The 20,384-nt window shown below is 45.2% G+C and carries 18 protein-coding genes; 13 read left to right on the forward strand and 5 right to left on the reverse strand.

Annotated elements, in window-relative coordinates; all coding sequences use genetic code 11:
- Positions 1-69: 69 nt before the first annotated feature.
- The gene (locus SHAL_RS01550; protein WP_012275439.1) at positions 70-1,494 is read left to right on the forward strand and encodes a DUF4145 domain-containing protein; all 1,425 of its coding nucleotides are present in this window, start codon (positions 70-72) and stop codon (positions 1,492-1,494) included.
- A 145-nt stretch (positions 1,495-1,639) separates the two neighbouring features.
- Entirely contained in the window at positions 1,640-2,917 is a 1,278-nt protein-coding gene (locus SHAL_RS01555) for a hypothetical protein (protein WP_012275440.1), read from the forward strand.
- Between the two features lie 24 nt (positions 2,918-2,941).
- On the opposite strand, the gene SHAL_RS01560 is transcribed toward SHAL_RS01555, so the two are convergent.
- The gene (locus tag SHAL_RS01560; protein ID WP_012275441.1) at positions 2,942-3,274 is read right to left on the reverse strand and encodes a hypothetical protein; all 333 of its coding nucleotides are present in this window, start codon (positions 3,272-3,274) and stop codon (positions 2,942-2,944) included.
- Between the two features lie 157 nt (positions 3,275-3,431).
- Positions 3,432-4,400: a LysR substrate-binding domain-containing protein gene (locus SHAL_RS01565; RefSeq protein WP_012275442.1), complete on the reverse strand. Its 969-nt coding sequence runs from the start codon at positions 4,398-4,400 to the stop codon at positions 3,432-3,434.
- A 100-nt stretch (positions 4,401-4,500) separates the two neighbouring features.
- Between SHAL_RS01565 and SHAL_RS01570 the strand changes: the two genes are divergently transcribed.
- Positions 4,501-5,703, forward strand: coding sequence for a multidrug effflux MFS transporter (locus tag SHAL_RS01570; RefSeq protein ID WP_012275443.1), 1,203 nt, complete (start codon positions 4,501-4,503; stop codon positions 5,701-5,703).
- Positions 5,704-5,872: 169 nt separating this feature from the next.
- Complete coding sequence (locus tag SHAL_RS01575) at positions 5,873-6,466, forward strand: tRNA-uridine aminocarboxypropyltransferase (protein ID WP_012275444.1); 594 nt, start codon at positions 5,873-5,875, stop codon at positions 6,464-6,466.
- 254 nt (positions 6,467-6,720) lie between these two features.
- Here the strand turns inward: SHAL_RS01575 and SHAL_RS01580 are convergent, their stop codons facing one another.
- Positions 6,721-8,868, reverse strand: a complete 2,148-nt coding sequence (locus SHAL_RS01580; RefSeq protein ID WP_012275445.1) for a putative bifunctional diguanylate cyclase/phosphodiesterase — start codon at positions 8,866-8,868, stop codon at positions 6,721-6,723.
- A gap of 369 nt (positions 8,869-9,237) precedes the next feature.
- Here SHAL_RS01580 and SHAL_RS01585 point away from each other — a divergent pair, with 369 nt between their 5' ends.
- From SHAL_RS01585 to SHAL_RS01595, 3 genes are all read left to right on the forward strand, one after another.
- The gene (locus SHAL_RS01585) at positions 9,238-9,630 is read left to right on the forward strand and encodes a hypothetical protein (protein ID WP_012275446.1); all 393 of its coding nucleotides are present in this window, start codon (positions 9,238-9,240) and stop codon (positions 9,628-9,630) included.
- Between the two features lie 15 nt (positions 9,631-9,645).
- A complete protein-coding gene (locus SHAL_RS01590) occupies positions 9,646-10,281 on the forward strand; it encodes a class I SAM-dependent methyltransferase (RefSeq protein WP_012275447.1) in 636 nt (211 codons plus the stop codon).
- 87 nt (positions 10,282-10,368) lie between these two features.
- Positions 10,369-11,340 (forward strand): hypothetical protein, encoded by a 972-nt coding sequence (locus tag SHAL_RS01595; protein WP_012275448.1) that lies wholly within the window; start codon positions 10,369-10,371, stop codon positions 11,338-11,340.
- Between the two features lie 73 nt (positions 11,341-11,413).
- Here the strand turns inward: SHAL_RS01595 and SHAL_RS01600 are convergent, their stop codons facing one another.
- Positions 11,414-12,082 (reverse strand): PilZ domain-containing protein, encoded by a 669-nt coding sequence (locus tag SHAL_RS01600; protein WP_012275449.1) that lies wholly within the window; start codon positions 12,080-12,082, stop codon positions 11,414-11,416.
- 289 nt (positions 12,083-12,371) lie between these two features.
- On the opposite strand from SHAL_RS01600, the gene SHAL_RS01605 reads away from it, so the two are divergent.
- Complete coding sequence (locus tag SHAL_RS01605; protein WP_012275450.1) at positions 12,372-13,703, forward strand: M16 family metallopeptidase; 1,332 nt, start codon at positions 12,372-12,374, stop codon at positions 13,701-13,703.
- Positions 13,704-13,768: 65 nt separating this feature from the next.
- Positions 13,769-15,166 carry a M16 family metallopeptidase gene (locus SHAL_RS01610; RefSeq protein ID WP_398364906.1) on the forward strand — a complete coding sequence of 466 codons (1,398 nt, stop codon included), beginning with the start codon at positions 13,769-13,771 and terminating at the stop codon, positions 15,164-15,166.
- 136 nt (positions 15,167-15,302) lie between these two features.
- Here SHAL_RS01610 and trmL read toward each other — a convergent pair whose 3' ends face one another.
- On the reverse strand, positions 15,303-15,764 hold the full coding sequence (gene trmL / locus SHAL_RS01615; protein WP_012275452.1) for a tRNA (uridine(34)/cytosine(34)/5-carboxymethylaminomethyluridine(34)-2'-O)-methyltransferase TrmL: 462 nt from the start codon (positions 15,762-15,764) through the stop codon (positions 15,303-15,305).
- A gap of 215 nt (positions 15,765-15,979) precedes the next feature.
- On the opposite strand from trmL, the gene SHAL_RS01620 reads away from it, so the two are divergent.
- From SHAL_RS01620 to SHAL_RS01635, 4 genes are all read left to right on the forward strand, one after another.
- Positions 15,980-16,912, forward strand: a complete 933-nt coding sequence (locus SHAL_RS01620; RefSeq protein ID WP_012275453.1) for a LysR family transcriptional regulator — start codon at positions 15,980-15,982, stop codon at positions 16,910-16,912.
- A 603-nt stretch (positions 16,913-17,515) separates the two neighbouring features.
- On the forward strand, positions 17,516-18,289 hold the full coding sequence (locus tag SHAL_RS01625) for a hypothetical protein (protein ID WP_012275454.1): 774 nt from the start codon (positions 17,516-17,518) through the stop codon (positions 18,287-18,289).
- A gap of 88 nt (positions 18,290-18,377) precedes the next feature.
- A complete protein-coding gene (locus SHAL_RS01630) occupies positions 18,378-18,599 on the forward strand; it encodes a hypothetical protein (RefSeq protein ID WP_041415790.1) in 222 nt (73 codons plus the stop codon).
- A gap of 103 nt (positions 18,600-18,702) precedes the next feature.
- Positions 18,703-19,047 carry a hypothetical protein gene (locus SHAL_RS01635; protein ID WP_012275455.1) on the forward strand — a complete coding sequence of 115 codons (345 nt, stop codon included), beginning with the start codon at positions 18,703-18,705 and terminating at the stop codon, positions 19,045-19,047.
- Positions 19,048-20,384: the final 1,337 nt, after the last annotated feature.

The raw sequence follows: 20,384 nt of genomic DNA on the forward strand, positions 1-20,384 counted from the left end.
CCTGTTAGTTTAAAATTGCGACTCGCTTAAATAGCGATACTTTTTAGGTTGTGGTTAGGGGTAAACGTCTTGTTAAACGATATTGAATTCGTGAATCTGTTTTCAGCTGAGTTAGGCGCGGATTATCGCAAGGCTAAAAGCTATGTAAAAGATGTTCCCACACAAGCTTTGCTGCATGTTCGTAGCTTCAGTCATAAGCTAACCAGTCTACTTGCTGAGCCGAAGAAGGTACAGTTTGAAAGCCCCAATTTGTATGACCGTATCGAGCAGTTAAATCAACGTCGACTCATCGATGTTAAAACTACCCGTGCACTGCATAAGCTTAGAGGCGATGGAAACCGTGGTGCCCATCCTGAAAAATATCACCTTACCCCAGAGCAGTTGCAACAGTTAAGTGAGCGTTCGATCAAACACCTTTTGTCTTTGGTTGAATCGCTGTTTGTGACCGTGACCAAGCAAGACAAACCCGACTATTACTTCGAAGAGTTTGATTCGCTGGCGGGCCGAGATCTCTGCTATCGTGCGGTGATGGAGCGAGATCCTGAGTCTCAGTATTTGGTTGGTATGTCTCTGAAAACACGAGCGCTGATGCAACGTGAGCAGGAGCTAGCATTACAAGATAGCGGTGATGATGCGGTTGAAGATCGCTCGACCGCTTCACTGAAACAAGCTAGCTACTGGTTCGAGCAAGCCTCAACGAAAAACTTAAACGCCTTGTATGAACATGGGGTGGCTTTGATCCACGGCTACAGTGGAGAGACTAATGTGATCGCCGGGGAGCTGGCGATTGCCAAGGCTGCCGATGCTGGTATTGCAAATGCGATGGCGCTATTAGGCTATTTCTATTTGGTTGGCAGTGAACAATTTAGTGTCGAGCTTAATCAGGCTGAAAAGTTTTTGAGTCAGGCCGCTAAGCTTGAGCAGTCAGAGGCTATGGCAAATCTTGGGGTGCTTTATTATCAGCAAGATAACTTACCAGCGGCTTATAAGTATATTAATCGCGCCGCACAGGCTGGGTTCCCTCAGGCACAGTACCATTTAGCCTTGATGCTAGCTCGTGGTGAAGGCTGCAAACAGGACGCGATTAAGAGTGCCTATTGGATGGCCGAGGCCGCCGAGCAGGGGCAGAACGATGCTATGTTGTCGTGCGCACAAACCATGTTGCATGATGATAATGCATTAGGACAAGATCTCTCCCAGGCAGAGTCTTACTTACGTGAAGTGATTAAGTACGGCCACAGTGTCCCGGCAATGATTGAGTTGAGTATCGCCCTTGCCGATGGCATTTTGGGGCATATTGATGTGGTTTCTGCTGCCGCGCTGCTTAAAATGGCGCGAGAGAGGGCTAACCAAACTGAATTGGATGTTATTTTACCCCTTTGGGAGTCACTGGCTCTACAAGTCGATACTGTGCTGGAGATGACTGAATCGCCTCAAGAGCGGCTATCATTAAACAAGGCTGCTGAGCTGCTCAGTGAGCCGCAAATCTCATAATAACTATGTGGTTATGCTGATAAGTTAGTAAGTGGGTTAGGCAGTTAAGTTTGACTCGCTAACCAACTTTTCTCACCTGCCACACATTGTATAATGTATGCAAATGATGTAAGTTTGACTCTCATCTACCTGCTAGGAGTCTTTTTTGCCACACTTTGATACTGAACAAGTCGAGCAAGGCTGTGCTAAATTTTTACCGTTTGAAGCACAACAGCAAGCCCTTAATCAGTTTGCAGAGCGCTACATTAAGCTCGTTTTAGCCGTTGGACAGCACGATTGCTACTATGTCGATGCTTACTATGGGCCTGAAGAGTGGCAAAAAGAGACCTATTGGCAACCGCTCGCCGATCTTCAGAGTCAATATCTACAGGGGAGTGAGCTAATAGAGGCTATGGCGGTACGGCTCAGCGAACCCGAGTTAGTCGAGCGTCATCAATTTCTTCAAACACAGTGGCTGTCGATTGGTGCATATTTAGCTCTCCTGCAGGGTAAAGAGTACAGTTTCAATGAAGAGGCGGTGGCTTTATACGACTGCCATTTAACTCCCTACTCATTACTAGAGCATCAACAAGTACTGGCTGATATCGAAGCGTTATTACCGGGAGAGGGCTCACTTACCAATCGTTATAACCAATTTAAGTCTCAATTTATTGTCCCAAAAGACAAGGCGGCAGAGGTGTTTACTGCATCGGTTGATATCGCCAGAAAACTCACCAGTATGCATATGCACTTGCCTGAAAACGAAAGTTTTGAAATTGAATATGTGAACGACAAAGTGTGGACGGCATATAACTGGTATAAGGGTGACTCCCACAGCTTAATTCAGTTAAATCAAGACCAACCCTTAGGTATCGAGCGCTACTTAGAGCTGGCGTCCCATGAAGGGTATCCGGGGCACCATGTATTTAATGTCTTACAAGAGCAGAAGTTGGTGAAGGCTAAGCAATGGCTAGAATATGCCATCTATCCGCTATATAGCCCGATCTCTTACCTTTCAGAGGGTAGCGCAAACTATGCCTTGAGTTTGATTATGTCTGATGACGAGGTGGTGGATTTTGAGCGTGACGTATTAATGCCTCTTGCTGGACTGGAGGGTGATTTGGCTTTGTTCCATCAGATATTAAAGCTGGTAAAGAAACTTGGCTACTATGAAAATTATGTTAGCCAGTGTTTAACTGACAAGCTGGTTGATGCCGAAATGGCGCAAAAGATGTTAATTGATGGCGCTCTATATCCACAATCACGTGCTAAACAGCGAGTGCAGTTTTTTGAACGTAATCGCTCATATGTGATTAACTATAGCGTAGGCGAAGATGCCGTTGCTGCTTGGGTGGAGGCTAAGGCTGAGACGACAGTAGAGAAATGGACGCGTTTCGAGAGCATATTATCTAGGCCTCTAAACGCATCGGATATGCTTGTTTAACGACTAGCTTATTGGTCAGCTTAGTTAAACGGGCTCATTTGGGTTGTGTTCAAAAGTGCGGCCTTGGCGTGGTGCTGAGGTCGGTACTTCTTTATAAATAGCCTCTTGAAACTCTTCGCCTTGGCAGTGAAACTCTTGAGTCGCTTGCTGTTTTTGAAAGCGAGCGAGTTGACGCTTTAGGAAGACTCGGCCAAACAGACTCAGTGCGACAAAAGTAATGGCGCCAAATAGTAATAAAAACGGCAGTGCGACTAGCGCTAGCGTCATAAAAGCTAAACCGATAACGAAAGCTAACCAACCGCGAGTGCCAGAAAATCGATTCTGCATCGGATTGTGTTGAAATTGGCTATAAATCATATGTTCTCCAAAATATCTTAATGTTAGCTTACACGAAGAAGATGAATGAAGACTGAATGGCTTGGTCTTTTGTTCGTCAAGGCTAACTGTTGAATATTATCTTGCCGAATATTTAAACGGAGATCACGTTAATAAAGCTTCATCTTAATCGGCGGTATTAACTTTTGTTGCTAGAAAGAGCCTTGGCCACGCTCTCGCAGATGATCTCTTTTACCCATCTATGCCCCGGTTCGTCGGCGTTACGCTCATGCCACAGCAGGACGTAAGCCTGTGGGATGAACTCAATTGGTAGAGGCAATTCAACTAAAGGGTAAAGCTTCTTAGCATGTTGGGCAAAGCTGGCTGGTAGGGTAAAGATCAGATCGCTATGGGCGCAAACACTGGCGGCGCCATAGAAATCGGGCACGATAGTGCTCAGACGGCGGTGATGGCCTAATTCGGCCAGATGATAGTCCAACGCCCACCAATCATTGCCTTCACAGCGCACCTGTACATGGGACATCTCTAAATAAACACTCAGATCCCAATGGCCTGCAGCTATCGTCGAGAGCATAGGGTGCTTCTGGCGCACTAAGCACACCTGATGATCGGTAAATAGGGTTTGGTGAGCGATGCCTTCGGGTAATCGGTTTACTTGAAAGGCCGATTGTGGGTGTAGATCACGCCCAGCAATACCGAAATCAATCTGTCCCTGTTGAATCGCCTGAATCGAGTTTTCGCTCCAGACAAAGCTATCTAGCTTAAGGTTGGGTGCTCGATTGAGCAGAGTGCCAATAAAATAAGGGATCAATGTTTCGTAGGCGCTCTCTACCATGGCAAATGAAAACTGACGCGTGCTGTTACCGGGCGTAAAGCTGGGTGGCAGTGTCAGTTGATACAAGCTCAGCAAGCTCTGTGGCAGGATTTTGCCCAACTGTACAGCATGAGCGGTCGGCTTAAGCCCGTGAGCGGTGCGCAAGAAAAGAGGATCCCCTAGGGTTTCTCTTAAACGGTTTAAACTCTTGCTCAGGGCCGACTGACTGACATGCAGGCGGTTGGCCGCACGAGTGACGCTCTGCTCTTCTAATAACACTTGTAAGATAACCAATAGGTTTAGATCGATACGCGCAAGGTTTTCAAGTTTCAAAGATATTCCTCAATGGAAATTCGTTATGGAAATAATATCATTTCTGTTCATACCATAGTTTGATTACTATAGCGCTGTTTTCCTTATTCTGAGAAAGATCATGCGTCGCAGTTTGCTACCTATTTTATTACCAATGGTGATCCTAAGCCCATTGGCTATCGATATTTACCTTCCCTCCATGCCTGTCATGGCGGCTGAGTTTTCGGTGTCTGCCAGTGAGATCCAATCGACACTGGTGCTTTTCCTGTTCGCCATGGGTACAGGCCAGTTATTAATTGGCCCTCTTGCTGATCGTTATGGTCGCCGCCCCGTTGCCATTGGCGGTATCATTTTTTATATGATTAGCAGTGTATTAGCTGCTATTGCGGTAGAGTTTCACTGGCTGCAAATCGCCCGAGTGATGCAGGGCCTAGCGGCGTGTTCAACCTCGATAGTGGTATTTAGTGCCGTTAGAGACTGCTTCTCCCCGAAAGAGGGCGCACGCTACTACAGCTATCTAAACGGCATGATCTGTATTATTCCGGCCTTAGCACCGACGCTAGGCGGCATGTTAGCACTGCAGTTTGGTTGGCGATCTAACTTCATCTTTATGGCGCTGTATGGCCTAGTTATTTTGGCTTTGGTGAGCCTGCGTTTACCTGAAACTCGTCCACAAAATACCGTGAGTGATGGCCCGCTATATCGCTGGGCACGTTATAAGCCTGTGATCACCGAGCCGCACTTCCTGTTTTACGCCATCTCTTGTATGGCGGGTATGGCAGCGATTCTTTGTTATGTCTCTTACGCGCCAGTCTGGCTTATCGGACACCTAGGTGTGTCGGAGCTCACTTTCAGTGGTCTGTTTGGTTTAAATGCCGTGGTAAATATCATTGCCTGTTTTACCGCGCCCTTAGTGATTAAGAAGTTAGGCAACCGACCAACCGTTATTTTGGCCTTGGTATTGATGCTGGTATCGGCGGTGACTCAGGTCGTTGTGCAGCTAGTTGGGCCGCAAACAGGCTTGATGGCAGCCTATAGTTATATGCTACCTATGATGCTGCTATGTATCGGTTTTGCCCTATTACTTGGCCCTGCAACCAGCATGGCGTTATCAGCCTTTGGTGAAAGAGCGGGTACAGCAACGGCAATGCTTGGATTCATTCAGATGAGTGGCGCCTCATTGCTGACGGCACTTGTGCAGCAAACGAGTCTACCTGCCCCATATGCAGTAGCGCTTTTGATGGGCACAGGAACCATAGCGTTACTCGCTATGATGGCGATGCCAAAGTTTGATCACTGGCATCAAGAGCAGCACGCTTATTAAAGGTTTGCTTGCCCCATATTGATTCACCCTAAGCCTGGATAGATTAACCACCTATGCGGGCTTTTTTTACACTAAATTTATTGCGATTGTAATGTCGAGTTATCGTGTAATTTGTAGCAACACTCAGCTACAATTTGCAGGCTACGCTAAACAATTACTCTGAGGTCTCGTGTCCCGTCCAACTTGTCCCAACTGTCACTATCCGCAAAATGCCTGTCTGTGTGCCAGTATTGAAACCATGCAGGTCAAATCTGAACTGATTATTTTGCAGGATCCAAGTGAAGTTGGGCATGCGAAGAATAGTGTGCGCCTGCTAGAGCTGGTTATTGCAGAAACTCGAGTCGTGGTGGGTGAAACTGCCGATGATTTTGCTGCGCTGCGTCAACAATTGGCTGCATCCGAAAAACCTGTCTACTTAGTTTACCCATCAGAGAACAGCATATCGGCCAATGAGACTAAGGTTGAAGAGGAGGTGATCCTTCTCTTATTAGATGGCACATGGCGTAAGGCCTACAAGCTGTTGCAGCTTAACCCTTGGCTACAGGATTACCCTGCATTACATCTGGATCTGGATTCGGCTTCAAATTACACCATACGTAAGGCGAGCCGTAGTGATAGTTTGTCTACGTTAGAAGCTGCGGCAATGATGCTTAAGGCGATCGATGAAGAGCAAGATGTTGCACCTTTAACTAATGCGTTAAGTGCTATGGTTGAGCAAAGATTAGCTTCAATGCCTGCCGATGTGCGGGCTCGATATCGATAACATCTATTATTGATAGTTGTTTTTATATTCAATGTTTGAAGCTAAAGAAACTCAGTGGAGTTTAGGTAAAAAATTGATGTAAGCTTTTGTGATTTATATCGCTTTTACCTTGAAAAAACCCTATTGATATCACGCTAATTTATTGACGAATAAGGTTTAATGAGTCCATCATCTTATGGTGATGATGGGGGCTACGCCGGCAACAGCTTTTGCAGGGGGCGACACTGAATAACTTATTCAGAGTGCTGGCGTAGCTACCTTCCTAACACCCGATAACGGGTCTGCGGTGTAGCATAAATTGGACTAAGTAGCTCAAGGGTAAAGCTCTCGGCTATCACGGGTCTATCGAAGAAATAACCCTGGCCCATACCCTTTCCTAAGCTTAATAACAGGTCTCTTTGAGCTTGAGTCTCGACTCCCTCGACAACAAAATCAATCTCTAGAGTTTGCGCTAACTGCATAATTGCTTTGCAGAGCTTTTGACCTTGCTTGTTGTCTACGCGTTGGGCAAAGCCTGCATCAATTTTTAGGCTATCGATAGGCAAGCTACTGAGTCGAGCTAGAGAGGATAACTCTGCACCAAAGTCATCTATTGCGATAGCGACATTCATCTCTTTTAGCTGAACTAAGACTTTTGTCATTAATTTAGGCCGACGTATAAAAGTACGTTCGGTGATCTCAATAATTAATGCGTTAGCGGGGAGCTGAGTTCGTGTGAGTAGTCCTTTAAGCATAGGAATAAAGTCTGGGTGTTCGAGCTGTGATCTTGAAATGTTGACGCTGATCTTAAGGCTGGAGTCGAACTCTTGATGCCACTTCAGCATCTGCGTGCAGGCTTGCTCTAATGCCCATTGGCCAACATTGACCATCAGGCCAGCCTCTTCGAGCAGTGGAATGAAGTCTTGTGCTTCAATGATCTCGCCATGGCTTTGAGTCCAGCGTAATAACGCTTCAACCGCTACGATGTCATTAGACTCTAAATCGACAATACTTTGATAGGCCAAGCTAAACTGTCCAAGCCCTTGGGCATGGCGTAGGTCATTTAAGGTGTGCAGTTTCTTCTCGGCGGCCTCACGAATAGTCGCGTTATAAAAACGAACATGGTTGGGGCTCCTCTTCGCTGAATACATAGCGGTATCGGCCATGCTTAACAGCTGATTGGGATCGTCACTTTGTTGGGGAAAGAGTGAGATCCCGATACTGGTACCGAGATAGAATTTCTGGCCGTTAATTTCGAATGGTGCCTCAAATAGAGACAAAATCAGTTCAGAAAATGTTTCTATCTCTTGCCTATTATGGCACTCAGGCAATACTAAGGTGAACTCATCGCCACCGAGACGGGCGATTTCGGCATTTTCGATACAGCACGCTTCGAGACGAGCCGCAACAAGCTGCAGGACTTTATCACCAGTTGAGTGGCCAAAGCTGTCATTAACATTCTTAAAGCCGTTGAGATCTAAGAACATCAAGGCCCCAATCATTTCGGGAGAGCGTTTGATATTGTTTATCGCTTTACTGAGGATTTGGATCAGATGAAAACGATTGGGTAGACCCGTCAGCTTGTCATACATGGCCTGCTGAGTCAGTTTGGCTTCAAGCGTTTTTTTCTCACTAATGTCACTGAATAAGTTGACGAAAAAAACCGTATTATCTGCGTAGATCCGGCGGCAGCTTTGCCATGCTGGGAAGGTTGAACCATCAGAGCGGCATTTCCAGACTTCCCCTTGCCAGCTTCCTCTGCCTTTTAGGGGAGTATCGTGGGCTTGATCTTCTAGTTGTAATTCGAGCTTAAGGTTCTGTGGCGTTTTACCTAACAAGTGCTCTGCGCTATAACCGCAGATCCGGCACATCGCCTTATTGACGGCCAATATTAGATTGTCTTCATTAGTGATATAAACGGCTTCGGCGCTGTCTTCTAAGGTTATCGACATTAGCTCTTTTGGCAGTTTTTCAAAGCCATTACTAATACTCATCCGACTACGTTTACGCCTATCTATAGGTCTGAACGAAACCAGTATTACTCGGCTGTCGTCAAGTTGCGCCGGATGAAGGGTCACAACTGTAGGCAGCTCTTTGCCTTGCTGGCTCATATGCAGCCAATTGAATGAGACAACCTCACCCTTAGCCGCCTTCTTTATCATCTGCAGACCATACTCTACGCTGTTTCTACCCGATGATTGCAAGCGGGGAGAGAAGTCGAAGGGGGTTGCGTGAATAAAATTCTGCTCTAGGCTTTCAAAATAACTGAGAGCTGCAGGACTGGCAGCAAGAAAGTGATGTCCCTGCATTATAGCTAGAGCTGTCGATTCTGATTCATGTTGCCAGAGCGAGAGTTGTTCAGATAGTGCTGGATCAGAAGAAGATACACGCGGGTACAACTTAGACCAGATTAACACACTCATACACTCTTCCCTTTTGGCATGACATTTTTATACGTAAATGACTCTTACTTCAGCGATTAAAATAATTGTTTTGATATAGCTTAGTCGGTTTAGCGTCAAAAATACCTTTATTTGACGCTTTGCACAATTAAGATGTAACAAAATTGAATCTATAGAACATTTACGCTAAAAAAATGTACAAATGCTCATGAATAACCTTGAAATAATTTTAAGAAGTTGTAGGGGGTATATTCTTAACGTACTGAACTTAAGCTTAATTTTCTAGTTAGAGCAGAATACCCTCAAGGATTGGATAAAAGGTGATGTCAATGTGAATGAATTGGTTAGAATAGGTCATTTATAGAAGCGCTTCTTAGGAAAGGAATAAAAGTGGCCATTCAAAAAATAATATTAACTAGCCAAAGCTTAGCGATAATCGTCATTATGTTTGTAAGCTTAAATGTGGAGGCTGTCGAAGCAGAACCCACAATAAACAGCGGGCACTCTTTGTCGGAGCAAGCGGAAAAAACTAAGTATCGAGTCGAACAGGAGCAACTTCAAAAAGCCCGTGACGCAGCCAAGAGCAGGGAGGAGCGTGAAACTAAAGTGCTTGAAAGACAAGAGTCTGGTGATTGGGAGGGGGAGCAAAAGGAAAAAGCACAGAAGCAATTTAAGCAACGGGGAACGCTCCAAGAGAAGTACTTACGAGAAGCTCGAGAGGCGGCGAGCAGCGAACGCAAAATCCCCAAACCTTTTAATAGTGAATTATTACGAAATAAGTAGAGTTAGGAATATCCAGTGAGTATTTGTCCCTTGTGTCAACAGCCTGATTTACAGGCTTTCCATCAAGATAAGTTTAGAGAGTATCAGCGCTGCGATAATTGCTTGCTGGTCAGTGTGCCTGAATCCTTCTTGCTCAATACAGCGGATGAAAAAGCCGTTTACGATCAGCATCAAAATAATCCTGATGATCTCGGCTACCGTAAATTTTTATCAAGGGCGCTAGATCCTGTTCTTGAGCGAGTCACTCAAGATGCTGAGGGCTTAGACTTTGGTTGCGGCCCAGGCCCCACGATTAGCGTGATGGCTGCAGAAAAGGGCATTAAGGTTGATAACTATGACCTTTATTATTGTAACGATCCTCAAAAACTGCAGAAGCAATATGACTTTGTCACTATCACTGAAGTGATTGAGCATGTTGCAGATGCTAAATCCTTATTAGCGACATTAGATAGCCTGTTAAAACCGAGCGGCTTACTGGTGATTATGACTAAGCGTGCCGGCGATCTTGAGGCTTTCAGCAGGTGGCATTATAAAGGCGATCCGACTCATATCCGTTTTTACTCAACGGCGACGTTTGAGTGGATAGCGAAGCACTACGGTTGGACGCTTGAAGTGCTGGGTAATGATGTGGTGTTGTTTACCAAATCTTAAGTTGACTCAATCTTAAGTAAGCAAGCCTTAATGGGACAGGCTGATGTGCAAGTGTTTGCGATAAATATAGACAAAGGAATGAACGACATGAGAATAACAAGATGGACATTTATCTACTCGCTCTGGCTCTGTTTGAGCGTTACGCTATCGAGCGTTGCGCTGGCAGCGACGAGTGACTCGATCGCATTTTTAAATAGAGTCGATGCCGCCAAAGTATTAACTCAAGAAGATGACTTCGTGCGCGGCATCAGTCAATTTGATATGGCTTCACGGATGAAGCGTGAAGATAGTCCCACTAAGAGCGAGTACTTAGCCTTTGTTGCTGAACAGACCTTAGACTGGACCCCCCAAGAGCGTGCTGCCGTGACTCAGGCGTTTAATCAGCTTCAACCTAAGCTAAGCGCATTAAAAGTTGGGCTACCTACGCCGATAGAGTTTATTAAAACCACTGGGCTGGAGGAGGGAGGCGCCGCTTATACTCGGGGGCAAGCTATCATCTTGCAGCAGAAACAGCTTGCCAGTGAGCCAAGGCTCCCTAGTTTGATCGCCCATGAGTTATTGCACGTCTTTTCTCGGTTTAATCCAGAGGTGAAGCAGCAGCTTTATCAAGCGATCGGCTACTATCCCGTCGGCGAAATTTCGTTTCCTACATCGTTTGCCAAGCAAAAAATTACAAACCCAGATGCGCCGATAAATGATTTTGCCATTAAGGTTAGTCATGATGATAAATGGGTTTGGGTTGTGCCAATTCTGTATTCAGCAGATAAGCAATATAGCCTTGAGAAAGGCGGTGAGTTTTTCGATTACCTAGAGTTTAAGTTTGTTATCGTCGGTCATGATGAGCAAGCTAATATTCTTAGCTACGACCCTGATAATGCGCAGATCGTAAAGGTGTCAGAGTTTAAAGGTTTCTTTAAGCAGATAGGCCGTAATACTAACTATATTATTCATCCGGAAGAGATTATCGCTGAAAATTTTTCCTTGTTGATGACGGGGGAAACAGAGCTTAAATCGCCAAAATTGCTTCACAAGATTGAGAAGGTATTTTTGGCTCAGTAATTTATGTTCTAGCATAGAGACTAACGCCTAGCTTGATGCCGAGGTTTAGTCGTCTGGTCTTCAAAGTTATGAATTATTGGTTTAGGTAGTGCAAGATAGCTTTTTGCACGACCTTCTCGCTTTCTTCTATATCGGCGTCGAGAGTAAACCCATATTGAGCGAGCCTTGAAGAGGGATCGAGCTCTTGCTGGTTTTTTATGGTAATAGCGATACTCTCTTCCTCGCCGTCTAAGTCCATCTTAAGTCGATACTGGCTATCGACATTAAAGTTGCCGCTAGCCTCGCTGACAAAGGCGCCTCCCTTAATTGAGATATCCTTTAGATACCCTGTCGAGAGGGCTTCAGTCGATTCTATCGCTGTTAGGCTAGCCTTGATATTGATTGGAATTCGTGAATGCTGCCTCAGGGAAAGCGTTTGTAACTCTTTCGGATAATTGATAACGATCCAGCGCCCCAGCACAGAGATGACTTGGTGAATATTACTTCTAAACGCTAAGATACTTGCATCTTGCTCATCGCTACTTACGACTCTAATTATCACGCTCTGTCTGTCGGTGATAAACGCACTTGTGCCTCGCCAGCTCTTATCATTGCCATGGGCTAAGATCACCGCACGCCCGGGATCCACCCCGATTAAGCGACTGCGTAGGCGTATGGTTTTTGTCGGCGTGAGCAGTTGTAGATGCACCTCGGTATTGCAGGTGAGATTATCTAACGTGTTGAAATCCTTTTCCGATGACATAAGCATCCCTTGGTCAATGAAACAGGTTCTGAAGCGAAATTATATGTAAACGTAATTTAAAGTAGCATGCAACTACTCTTGTGTCAGGTTAACTTGACGTTACAAATGTTTAGCTCGGTTAATTTGATTTCCATCACGAATTGCTTTCTGATGTTAACTGATTTTATTGTGGTCAATGTGATGTCTAGCAAATATCACCAGTTTGCAACCACAAGCGGGATATACAATTCGCCATGCTCTGACTGGAATAGATTAGAGATGGCAAGGGTGCTTAAACAAGGAGCGAATAATGAAGCGCTACACTAAGGCATTGTTATTGTCTATTGGTATGCTATTAGCAGCACCAATGGTACAAGCAACACAGGCCAAAGATGTTCAAAGTTTCACTTTGGACAACGGCATGAAGATCATGGTACTGGAAGATAGTTCAATACCAAACGCCAATATGTACCTTTTTTGGAAGGTGGGTTCACGCAATGAGGTACCGGGGATCACTGGGATCTCGCACTTCTTCGAGCATATGATGTTTAACGGCTCTAAAAAATATGGGCCTAAGATGTTCGACCGCACTATGGAAGCGGCGGGCGGGGCGAACAACGCCTACACCACTGAGAACCTTACCGTATACACAGACTGGTTCCCCGCTAATGCGCTAGAGACCATTTTTGACTTGGAAGCTGACCGTATCGAGAGTCTCGATATTAACGAGCAGATGGTTGAGAGTGAGCGCGGTGTGGTGGCATCGGAGCGTCTAACTGGACTTGAAAACTCTAACTGGCGCGTGTTGCAGGAGGAGCTAAAAGGCGCGGCCTTTAGAGCACACCCTTATAGCTGGTCGGTTATCGGCCATGAGTCGGATATTGCCGCTTGGACCCTTGAGGACCTGACTCAATATCACAAAACCTATTACGCACCGAATAACGCGGTCGTGGTCATTGCCGGCGATGTGAAACTGGCTGAAGTGAAAAAGTTAGCCGATAAATACTTTGCACCAATCCCTGCACAAACGCCACCAAGAGAGGTAAAAACCGTAGAGCCGCTACAAAAAGGTGAGCGCCGCGTCTTCGTTCAGAAACCCTCGGTAAGTACCCCCAATGTGATGCTAGGTTACCACATTCCGGCGACCTCAAATGCCGACTACTATGCACTGGATCTGCTGTCATCTATCTTGGCCACGGGTAACAGCTCTCGCATGTATCAAGGCTTAGTCGACAAGCAGGTGGCCATCGAAGTTGATACCTATATGCCGATGTCATTTGATCCTAACCTATTCTACGTGATGGGCGTGGCCAATCCTGGTGTGACGGCTCCCGAGTTGGAAGATGCGATGATCAGCGAAATTAACCGCGTTGCCCGTGACGGTGTCACGGCCGAAGAGCTTGAAAAGGTAAAAAATATCAAGCTAATGGGCTTTTATCGCGCCATGGAAACGATCAATGGCAAGGCTAATACCATAGGCACCTATGAGCTGTTTTTCGGTAGTTACGACAAGCTGTTTAATGCCCCAGAAGCCTACAACAAGGTGACGCCTGAAGATATTCAGCGTGTTGCGCAAACTTACCTGAAACGTGCAAACCGTACCGTTGCCGTACTGGCTGCAACCGAGGAGGCTGACCAATGAAAAAGTGTAATTCAACCCTAATCGCCTCGACTACTTTGCTGCAATCTAAGAGGCTACTCACGGCGATGGCCGTTGCGGGTACGCTGGCCTTATCTGGTTGTGCTGCTACCGCCGAGAGCAACAAGACTGTCGATACCGGCAGCTTTAGCGTACCCGCCTATCAACAGGTGACCCTCTCTAACGGTTTAACCGTGTATATGATGCCCCAGCGTGAAGTGCCGTTGATCACGCTAGATGCTATCGTCCGTGCAGGTGCGGTTAACGACACCACCGCTGGTGTAGCCGAGATGACCGCCGCAGGTCTGATGCTGGGCGCGGGGGGTAAGAGTAAGCTTGAGATAGAGCAAGAGGTGGATTTCTTAGGGGCTAGCCTAAGCAGCGGCGCTGGAAAAGAGGGCAGTTATATTAGTAGCGATTTTATGGCGAAAGATGCCGATAAGATACTGCCATTGATTAAGGATATGCTGGTTTCACCAGACTTTGATGGCAAAGAGTTTGATAAGTTACGTCAGCGAGAAATTGCAGGCTTATCGCAATCGAAAGAGAGCCCGCGAGCGGTGATCAGCCGTTACTTCGACAAGCTGGTTTTTAGCGATCATCCCTACGGCAATGCCACCTCGGGTAACAGCGACTCGCTAGCCGAGCTGACAATTCCGCAACTGCGAGCCTTCCATAAGAGCTACTATCAGCCATCGAATACGGCTATTAGCGTGGTGGGTGACTTTGAACCGGCACAGATGCAGGCCAAACTAGAAACCTTGTTTGCCAGCTGGCAAGACTCTGAGCCAGTCACGCGAATCGACTTGTCAAAAGGTTTGCCTAAGCTGGATGAAGCCGATGTGTTACTGGTGGATAAGGGAGATGCTATCGAGACCACCTTCTTGATTGGCGGTATGGGCATTAGCCGAGATAATCCAGACTTTGTTGGGCTCACTGTGGTCAATACCATCTTAGGTGGCCGCTTTACCTCATGGCTAAATGACGAGTTAAGGGTCAATGCCGGTCTAACCTATGGCGCTCGTTCAGGCTTTGTGCCTTACTCAGCCTCTGGCACCTTTAAGATCAGCACCTTCACTAAGACGGCGACCACCAAGGAAACTATCGATCTAGCTTTAAAAACCTATGCAAGACTGTGGGAGCAGGGCCTAGATCAAGCGACCTTAGACTCAGCTAAAGCCTATGTAAAGGGGCAGTTTCCGCCAAAGTATGAAACCAGTGGTCAGTTAGCAGGTTTGATGTCTGATATGTACCTGTATGGTTTCGATGATGCCTTTATCAATGAGTTTCAGGCCAAGGTAGACGGTTTAACGCTAGAGGAATCTAAGCGACTCATCGATACTTACTTCCCGAAAGAAAACCTACAGTTTGTCATCATAGGTAACGCCGCTAAGATAGCGCCGATTGCCAAAGAGTATGGCAAGGTTAAGCAGGTTGATATCACCGAAGTCGGTTTTGGTGGCTAAGCTCAGTTAGAGCTGTAAATGCTTAAATATACACAGCAACAAGCCGCGACTATCGCGGCTTTTTTATGTCTGGAACATTTATGTCAGAAACAAGCCCAAGGATGGGTAGCTTTTGGCTTTATGCTCGAATCGGGCGTTACATACCAGCGTAATCTAACTGACGCCAAGCTTCGTAGCTGATAATCGCTACCGCATTCGACAGGTTTAAGCTGCGGCTAGTCGACATCATAGGGATGCGTAGACGCTGCTCGGTCGGGATAGAATCGATAATATCGGCGGGTAGGCCGCGGCTTTCAGGGCCAAATAGCAACACATCGTCTTGCTTAAAGGTCAGCTCAGAGTGTGGACGGCTACCTTTAGTGGTGCAGGCCATGATGCGCTTGCCATCCATCGCCTCAAGGAAAGCCTCGAAGTTTTTATGGTGGGTCACATTGGCAAGATCGGCATAATCTAAACCCGCACGACGCAGCTTTTTATCTTCTAAATCGAAACCTAAAGGCTCAATCAAATGCAGTTTACAGCCGTTGTTAGCAATTAAGCGGATAATATTGCCGGTATTCGGGGCGATTTCGGGTTCGTAAAGCGCGATATGGAACATGCTGGCCTGCCTAAAAATTGGTGAGCCGAGATTATACGGCAAAAAATCGAACACGGAAAACGGATGTTGGTGGCGCACGCTGGCGATGCGTGATTAGCGATATGCGATGCCGCTCGTGAATATAGGGTTTAGCAATATACCGCACCGATATTTACGTCTATATTCCAGTTTATGAATCTAGTTTATAAATAAAACGCTCTCTAAAAGGCAAACTGATGGATCTCGCAAAACTCTCTCGGATCAGCATGAAGCATCTGATCACTCTGCATGTGATGCTCGACACCCTGAGCGTCACCGCCAGTGCCGAGCGTTTATGTTTGAGTCCATCATCGGTCAGTAAGACCTTGAGTCAACTTAGGCTCAGTCTGGACGATGAGCTGTTCTACCGCCACGGCAATAAGCTGGTGGCCACACCGCTAGCCCGCAGACTAGGCCCAAGCGTGCATCAAATAATCAATGATATGAATCAGTTGATGACCAAGGAGGCGTTTAACCCTGCAGACTATGAGGGGCGTTTCTCATTGGCGATGCGCGAGAGTACCTTTGAGCTGTTAGCGGTAAAATTTATGGCTCACGTACTGACGCTCGCGCCCAATATTCGTTTAGATATTTTCGCTAAAGACAGTGTGGGTTTTGAGGGGCTAGTCAAAGGCAGTTTGGATTTTATCCTGCTGCCCCATGATAGAAGTCAGCCACCGATCTCCCTGCATGAACTGGTATGGGAAACCTTAATTAATGACGAGATGGTGTGTCTGATGAAGCCTGCGCATCCATTGGCGACTCAGGCGCAGATCTCTATCGAGGATTACCTGAGTTTCAGCCACATAGGTATTAGCGATGCAGACCTCAATACGCCCTTTTTTGAGATGCAGTTAGCCCAGCGGGCACGCAATCGCGCTGTGCCGATTTCAGTGGCCGACTTTGGTAGTGCGGCGTTACTGTGCTATCACAGTGATCTGCTGTTTACTTGTTCGCGGCGTTGGGCTGAAACGGCGCTTCAGGCCCAAGGTTTGGTGACTAAGGCATTGCCCTTAGACTATGGCGAGGTGGCCTATAGTTTGGTGTGGCATAAGCAGAGTATGAATGACCCCGCTTTGCGGTGGTTGTATCAACAGTTGGTTGAGTTTACCCAAATGGAGTTTCAATAAACTTCACCAAAAGTTTATTGGTTCATTGGGTTTGAGGGCGAATCAAACTTCGTTTGATAAACGTGGTTTTACCACATTGGTAATGCATCAGGCTTCGCCTGACAACGTCGTGGGATGCCATCCCACACCCGGGCAAGGAGGACTGCTCGTCCTTATCCTCCTTGCATCCACCATGACGCCCCGACGAAGTTACATGCATTAGATACGAGCCTCCGTCATTTTCGAAAATCGCTATCGCCTCATATTCGCCATCTGATAGACAGGAAGTCTGAATGTCTTGAAGTGCATGGATGCACGAGAAAGACCATGGCTCACCTAAGGCTATCTCGGCATCCTGCCTCGCTCACGCGATTGCCTTCAATAACATCGGCAACTTCGATGGGGATTGGTGTTTCCTGTGAGTTTTGTGGAGTATGAGGATATTCATCATCTTGTAGGCGATTTCGCTTAACTTCCCCTCCTTTTTTATCAGGCTTGCCATTCTCATACTTATTTAAAGAGAAGTATCAAGCTTCAAAGTCTTGATTACAGGTAAGGAGCTTATTATGTTATTGATGGTATATGGCTGGTAACAACTTTCTTTTAAACAGAGATGGTTAAAGTATGGATGAAATAGTTGAGTTAGGTTTATCTCTCGTAGATAAGTATCAACATGCAGGGATTTTTCGAAAAAGTTGTCGGATTCCTAATAACATTTTTGGTTCGGCTGATTATTTAGCTCTAGTGGCGTACCCATCGATAAGAAGTGATGAAAAAAGGTCTAACTTTAAAGATGCTATGCTTTCAGCCTTGCTTAAAGAAAGCTGTAAAACAAGAGGAATAAGAAAGGCTGATAAAACGATGCTAGCTCAGCGGCTTGGATTGAGTAAGGATATGATTTGGAGAGATATTGATCGTGCAATTACAGGAGGTACAAAAAAAGATGGGGGAGGTACGAAGAAGCTCATAGATAGATTCCACTCCTATCATGTTTTTAGAGCCTATGATAGCGCGCTCTCTGATGATGCAAACCTAACGTTTGAGCAAGTGCTTGGGGAGATTTCTACGGCATACGAAAGTCAGCAATCTAAAGTATCTGATTCAGAAACGAGGATTGAGAATCTAAAAAGAACTTTTAGGCAGTCTAGGCCTGTTTTACACCTAACATGGGGATTAGTTGAAAGTTTTAAGTTAAAAGGTTGGGCTACGGATACGGGACAGCTTTGTTATGGTGTTAAGCCTGCTATTCATGATCCCTCATGGCTCCCAGAGGCATTGGATTTAGCTAAAATTGTTTTAGGCTTACAATTAGTCGAATATGAATCAGCAAAGTTAAACGGTAAAAGGCTAAGAAGTCATAAGTTTGATCCTCAAGAAATAATTTATATTCACTTCTAAGATAGAAAATGATCCGATTTTGATGTCTGATTACCACGGAAATTAATGAGATATTTCTTAACGATTATTCGATTAGGAGTCTATATCCGTGAAAAGAAAACAATGTGGTAGAACCATGGAATTAATTGTTTTAGAGCAGTATTTCATAAAAAATGAGATTGAAAAACTAGAAGTTGAGTGTTTATGTTCAATAAATAGCAGAGATATATCACAAAATACACTCAGAATTTTAAAATTAAAAAGAGAACTCCAAGAAATGCTAGATCTAGAGATATACACCTCAGGCATTACTACTCTATATGACGATTAAAGGCCGCTAGTATCAGCGTGCGCTTGGCCATAGCCTTAAATATGTATTTAAAAAAAATTGAGAGTATTAAGTTTAAAATAATAGTAAATAGTAAGGCATTAAAATGAGTAATGATGATGACCTCATGAGAATGAGGCTTGGAGCATTAGATAGTATAGATGCTTTAAATAAAGATATTTATGATGACTCTGACTGGAAAATGGGAGTCCTTTGGTTCAGTGCTTTGGCTCCTACATCAAGAACTGGTCATGCTGAACGTCATGGCGTTGTATATACAACAGAAGAAGCTAGATTGTTCTACAGTAAGAATGATAATCCTAAAAATTGTTTGTGCTCTCTTTCGCCAACCCTAGTCAATGTTAAAACTGGAGAAGTTCTTCAAACTGAATTGGTAGAGAAAATGTTGTTCGCAAAAAAGACTTTTATGAAGAGTGTATTAATAGAGTAATCAGAGCATCTTTGTACAGAAGTGTTGTCTAAAAATCCAACATATTTAGCGTAATATGAGTTGTGTTGGGCTGGATATAGGTTTAGCTCATTTTGATCCAAAATTTACTCAACTACCAAAATACAAATTGATAGATAAACACAAAAGTGTGGATGCGACTGAGGGCGTTGGTGGCATGGATGCCACCGTCGAGCATACATGGACGTACTTGCTGCGTGCCTCAGAAGCGTCTGCGCTTTTAGGTAAACTGTTGTGACATTTGATACTCTTTACTTGGTGTGCGTTAGTCAGTAAACCCGTTATCGTCTAATGCGAGTATTAAGCTGCCTATTTAGTAATACAATTATGAAGTGTCGTAAGTGTCAATCTGAAGTCTTGTCGCCAGTGGTTAAATATACTCGTATCAATAGTGCGGATTTTCGTTCTGAACATTGTCCTGTGTGCGGTATAGACCTTGAAAATCCGTTAAAGTCTTGGTTCCCTGTCGTTGTTATTTTTATTGTGTCATTCGTAATCGCAAACTTCTTTTTGTAAGTGTTGCGCTTTTTTGAACAAACGGAAGTCATTATCTCAAACGGTTTTATCTGCTGCCTTTCTTCATGTCCTCAGTGATCTTTGTGGTGAATAGCTTTTCTATCGGTAACTTTAGCGTCAACCAGTAGAGTTAACTTTTTAGAAGCTCCGCCTTAACAGTATTTAAGTATTAAATAATAAAAATTTGACGTGCGTCACATTTTTTTGCTAGTGTTGGTTATAGCAGTTTTGGTCGAGGTTTTCATCGATAGAGCGAAGACTCAATCAACTGGGAGTCCGACATTAGCCCGCTACGCAGGCTGAGCCGGAGTCGACAGTGCTGAGGCATTGCTACTTAGAAGCTTCGACCGAACTACTTTTCAATCCGAATCTTGCGTACATTATCGGATACCCATTGAGTTACCCTCGGGTAACTTTGATAAGCCTAACAAATTTAGTTCTATGTTAGGCAGTAAAATAAAAAAGCATCCCAGCGGGATGCTTTTTTTTGTTTAAAATTTCGGATTGGAATACCAATTTAATCAAGTTGCACTTGAGCTTAAGCTATCAAACTTCGCTTGATAAAGGTCGTGAGCTTCCAGCTCACACACGGCCAAGAAGGGGTCAACAGTAACTGCCTCTTGGCCATTTCTTTCATAAAGAGCCCGAGCCGCCCCTAACGAAGTTGTTGATCCTCAGTCCTTTGCGAAAATCGCTATCGCCTCATATTCGCCGTCCATGGCTCACCTAAGGCTACCTCTGCATCCATGCCTCGCTCACGCGACTAATGTTTACAAGAGTTCTTCAATGCCTTCGGCAACTCC

This window comes from Shewanella halifaxensis HAW-EB4 (genome assembly GCF_000019185.1).
In the GTDB taxonomy this organism is placed as follows: domain Bacteria; phylum Pseudomonadota; class Gammaproteobacteria; order Enterobacterales; family Shewanellaceae; genus Shewanella; species Shewanella halifaxensis.

Coding starts and splice junctions, on each gene's coding strand:
- SHAL_RS01560 (WP_012275441.1), bottom strand. CDS start 3,274: ATGATTTATAGCCAATTTCAACACAATCCGATGCAGAATCGATTTTCT.
- SHAL_RS01570 (WP_012275443.1), top strand. CDS start 4,501: ATGCGTCGCAGTTTGCTACCTATTTTATTACCAATGGTGATCCTAAGC.
- SHAL_RS01580 (WP_012275445.1), bottom strand. CDS start 8,868: ATGAGTGTGTTAATCTGGTCTAAGTTGTACCCGCGTGTATCTTCTTCT.
- SHAL_RS01595 (WP_012275448.1), top strand. CDS start 10,369: ATGAGAATAACAAGATGGACATTTATCTACTCGCTCTGGCTCTGTTTG.
- SHAL_RS01600 (WP_012275449.1), bottom strand. CDS start 12,082: ATGTCATCGGAAAAGGATTTCAACACGTTAGATAATCTCACCTGCAAT.
- SHAL_RS01605 (WP_012275450.1), top strand. CDS start 12,372: ATGAAGCGCTACACTAAGGCATTGTTATTGTCTATTGGTATGCTATTA.
- SHAL_RS01610 (WP_398364906.1), top strand. CDS start 13,769: ATGGCCGTTGCGGGTACGCTGGCCTTATCTGGTTGTGCTGCTACCGCC.
- trmL (WP_012275452.1), bottom strand. CDS start 15,764: ATGTTCCATATCGCGCTTTACGAACCCGAAATCGCCCCGAATACCGGC.
- SHAL_RS01620 (WP_012275453.1), top strand. CDS start 15,980: ATGGATCTCGCAAAACTCTCTCGGATCAGCATGAAGCATCTGATCACT.
- SHAL_RS01625 (WP_012275454.1), top strand. CDS start 17,516: ATGGATGAAATAGTTGAGTTAGGTTTATCTCTCGTAGATAAGTATCAA.
- SHAL_RS01635 (WP_012275455.1), top strand. CDS start 18,703: ATGAGTAATGATGATGACCTCATGAGAATGAGGCTTGGAGCATTAGAT.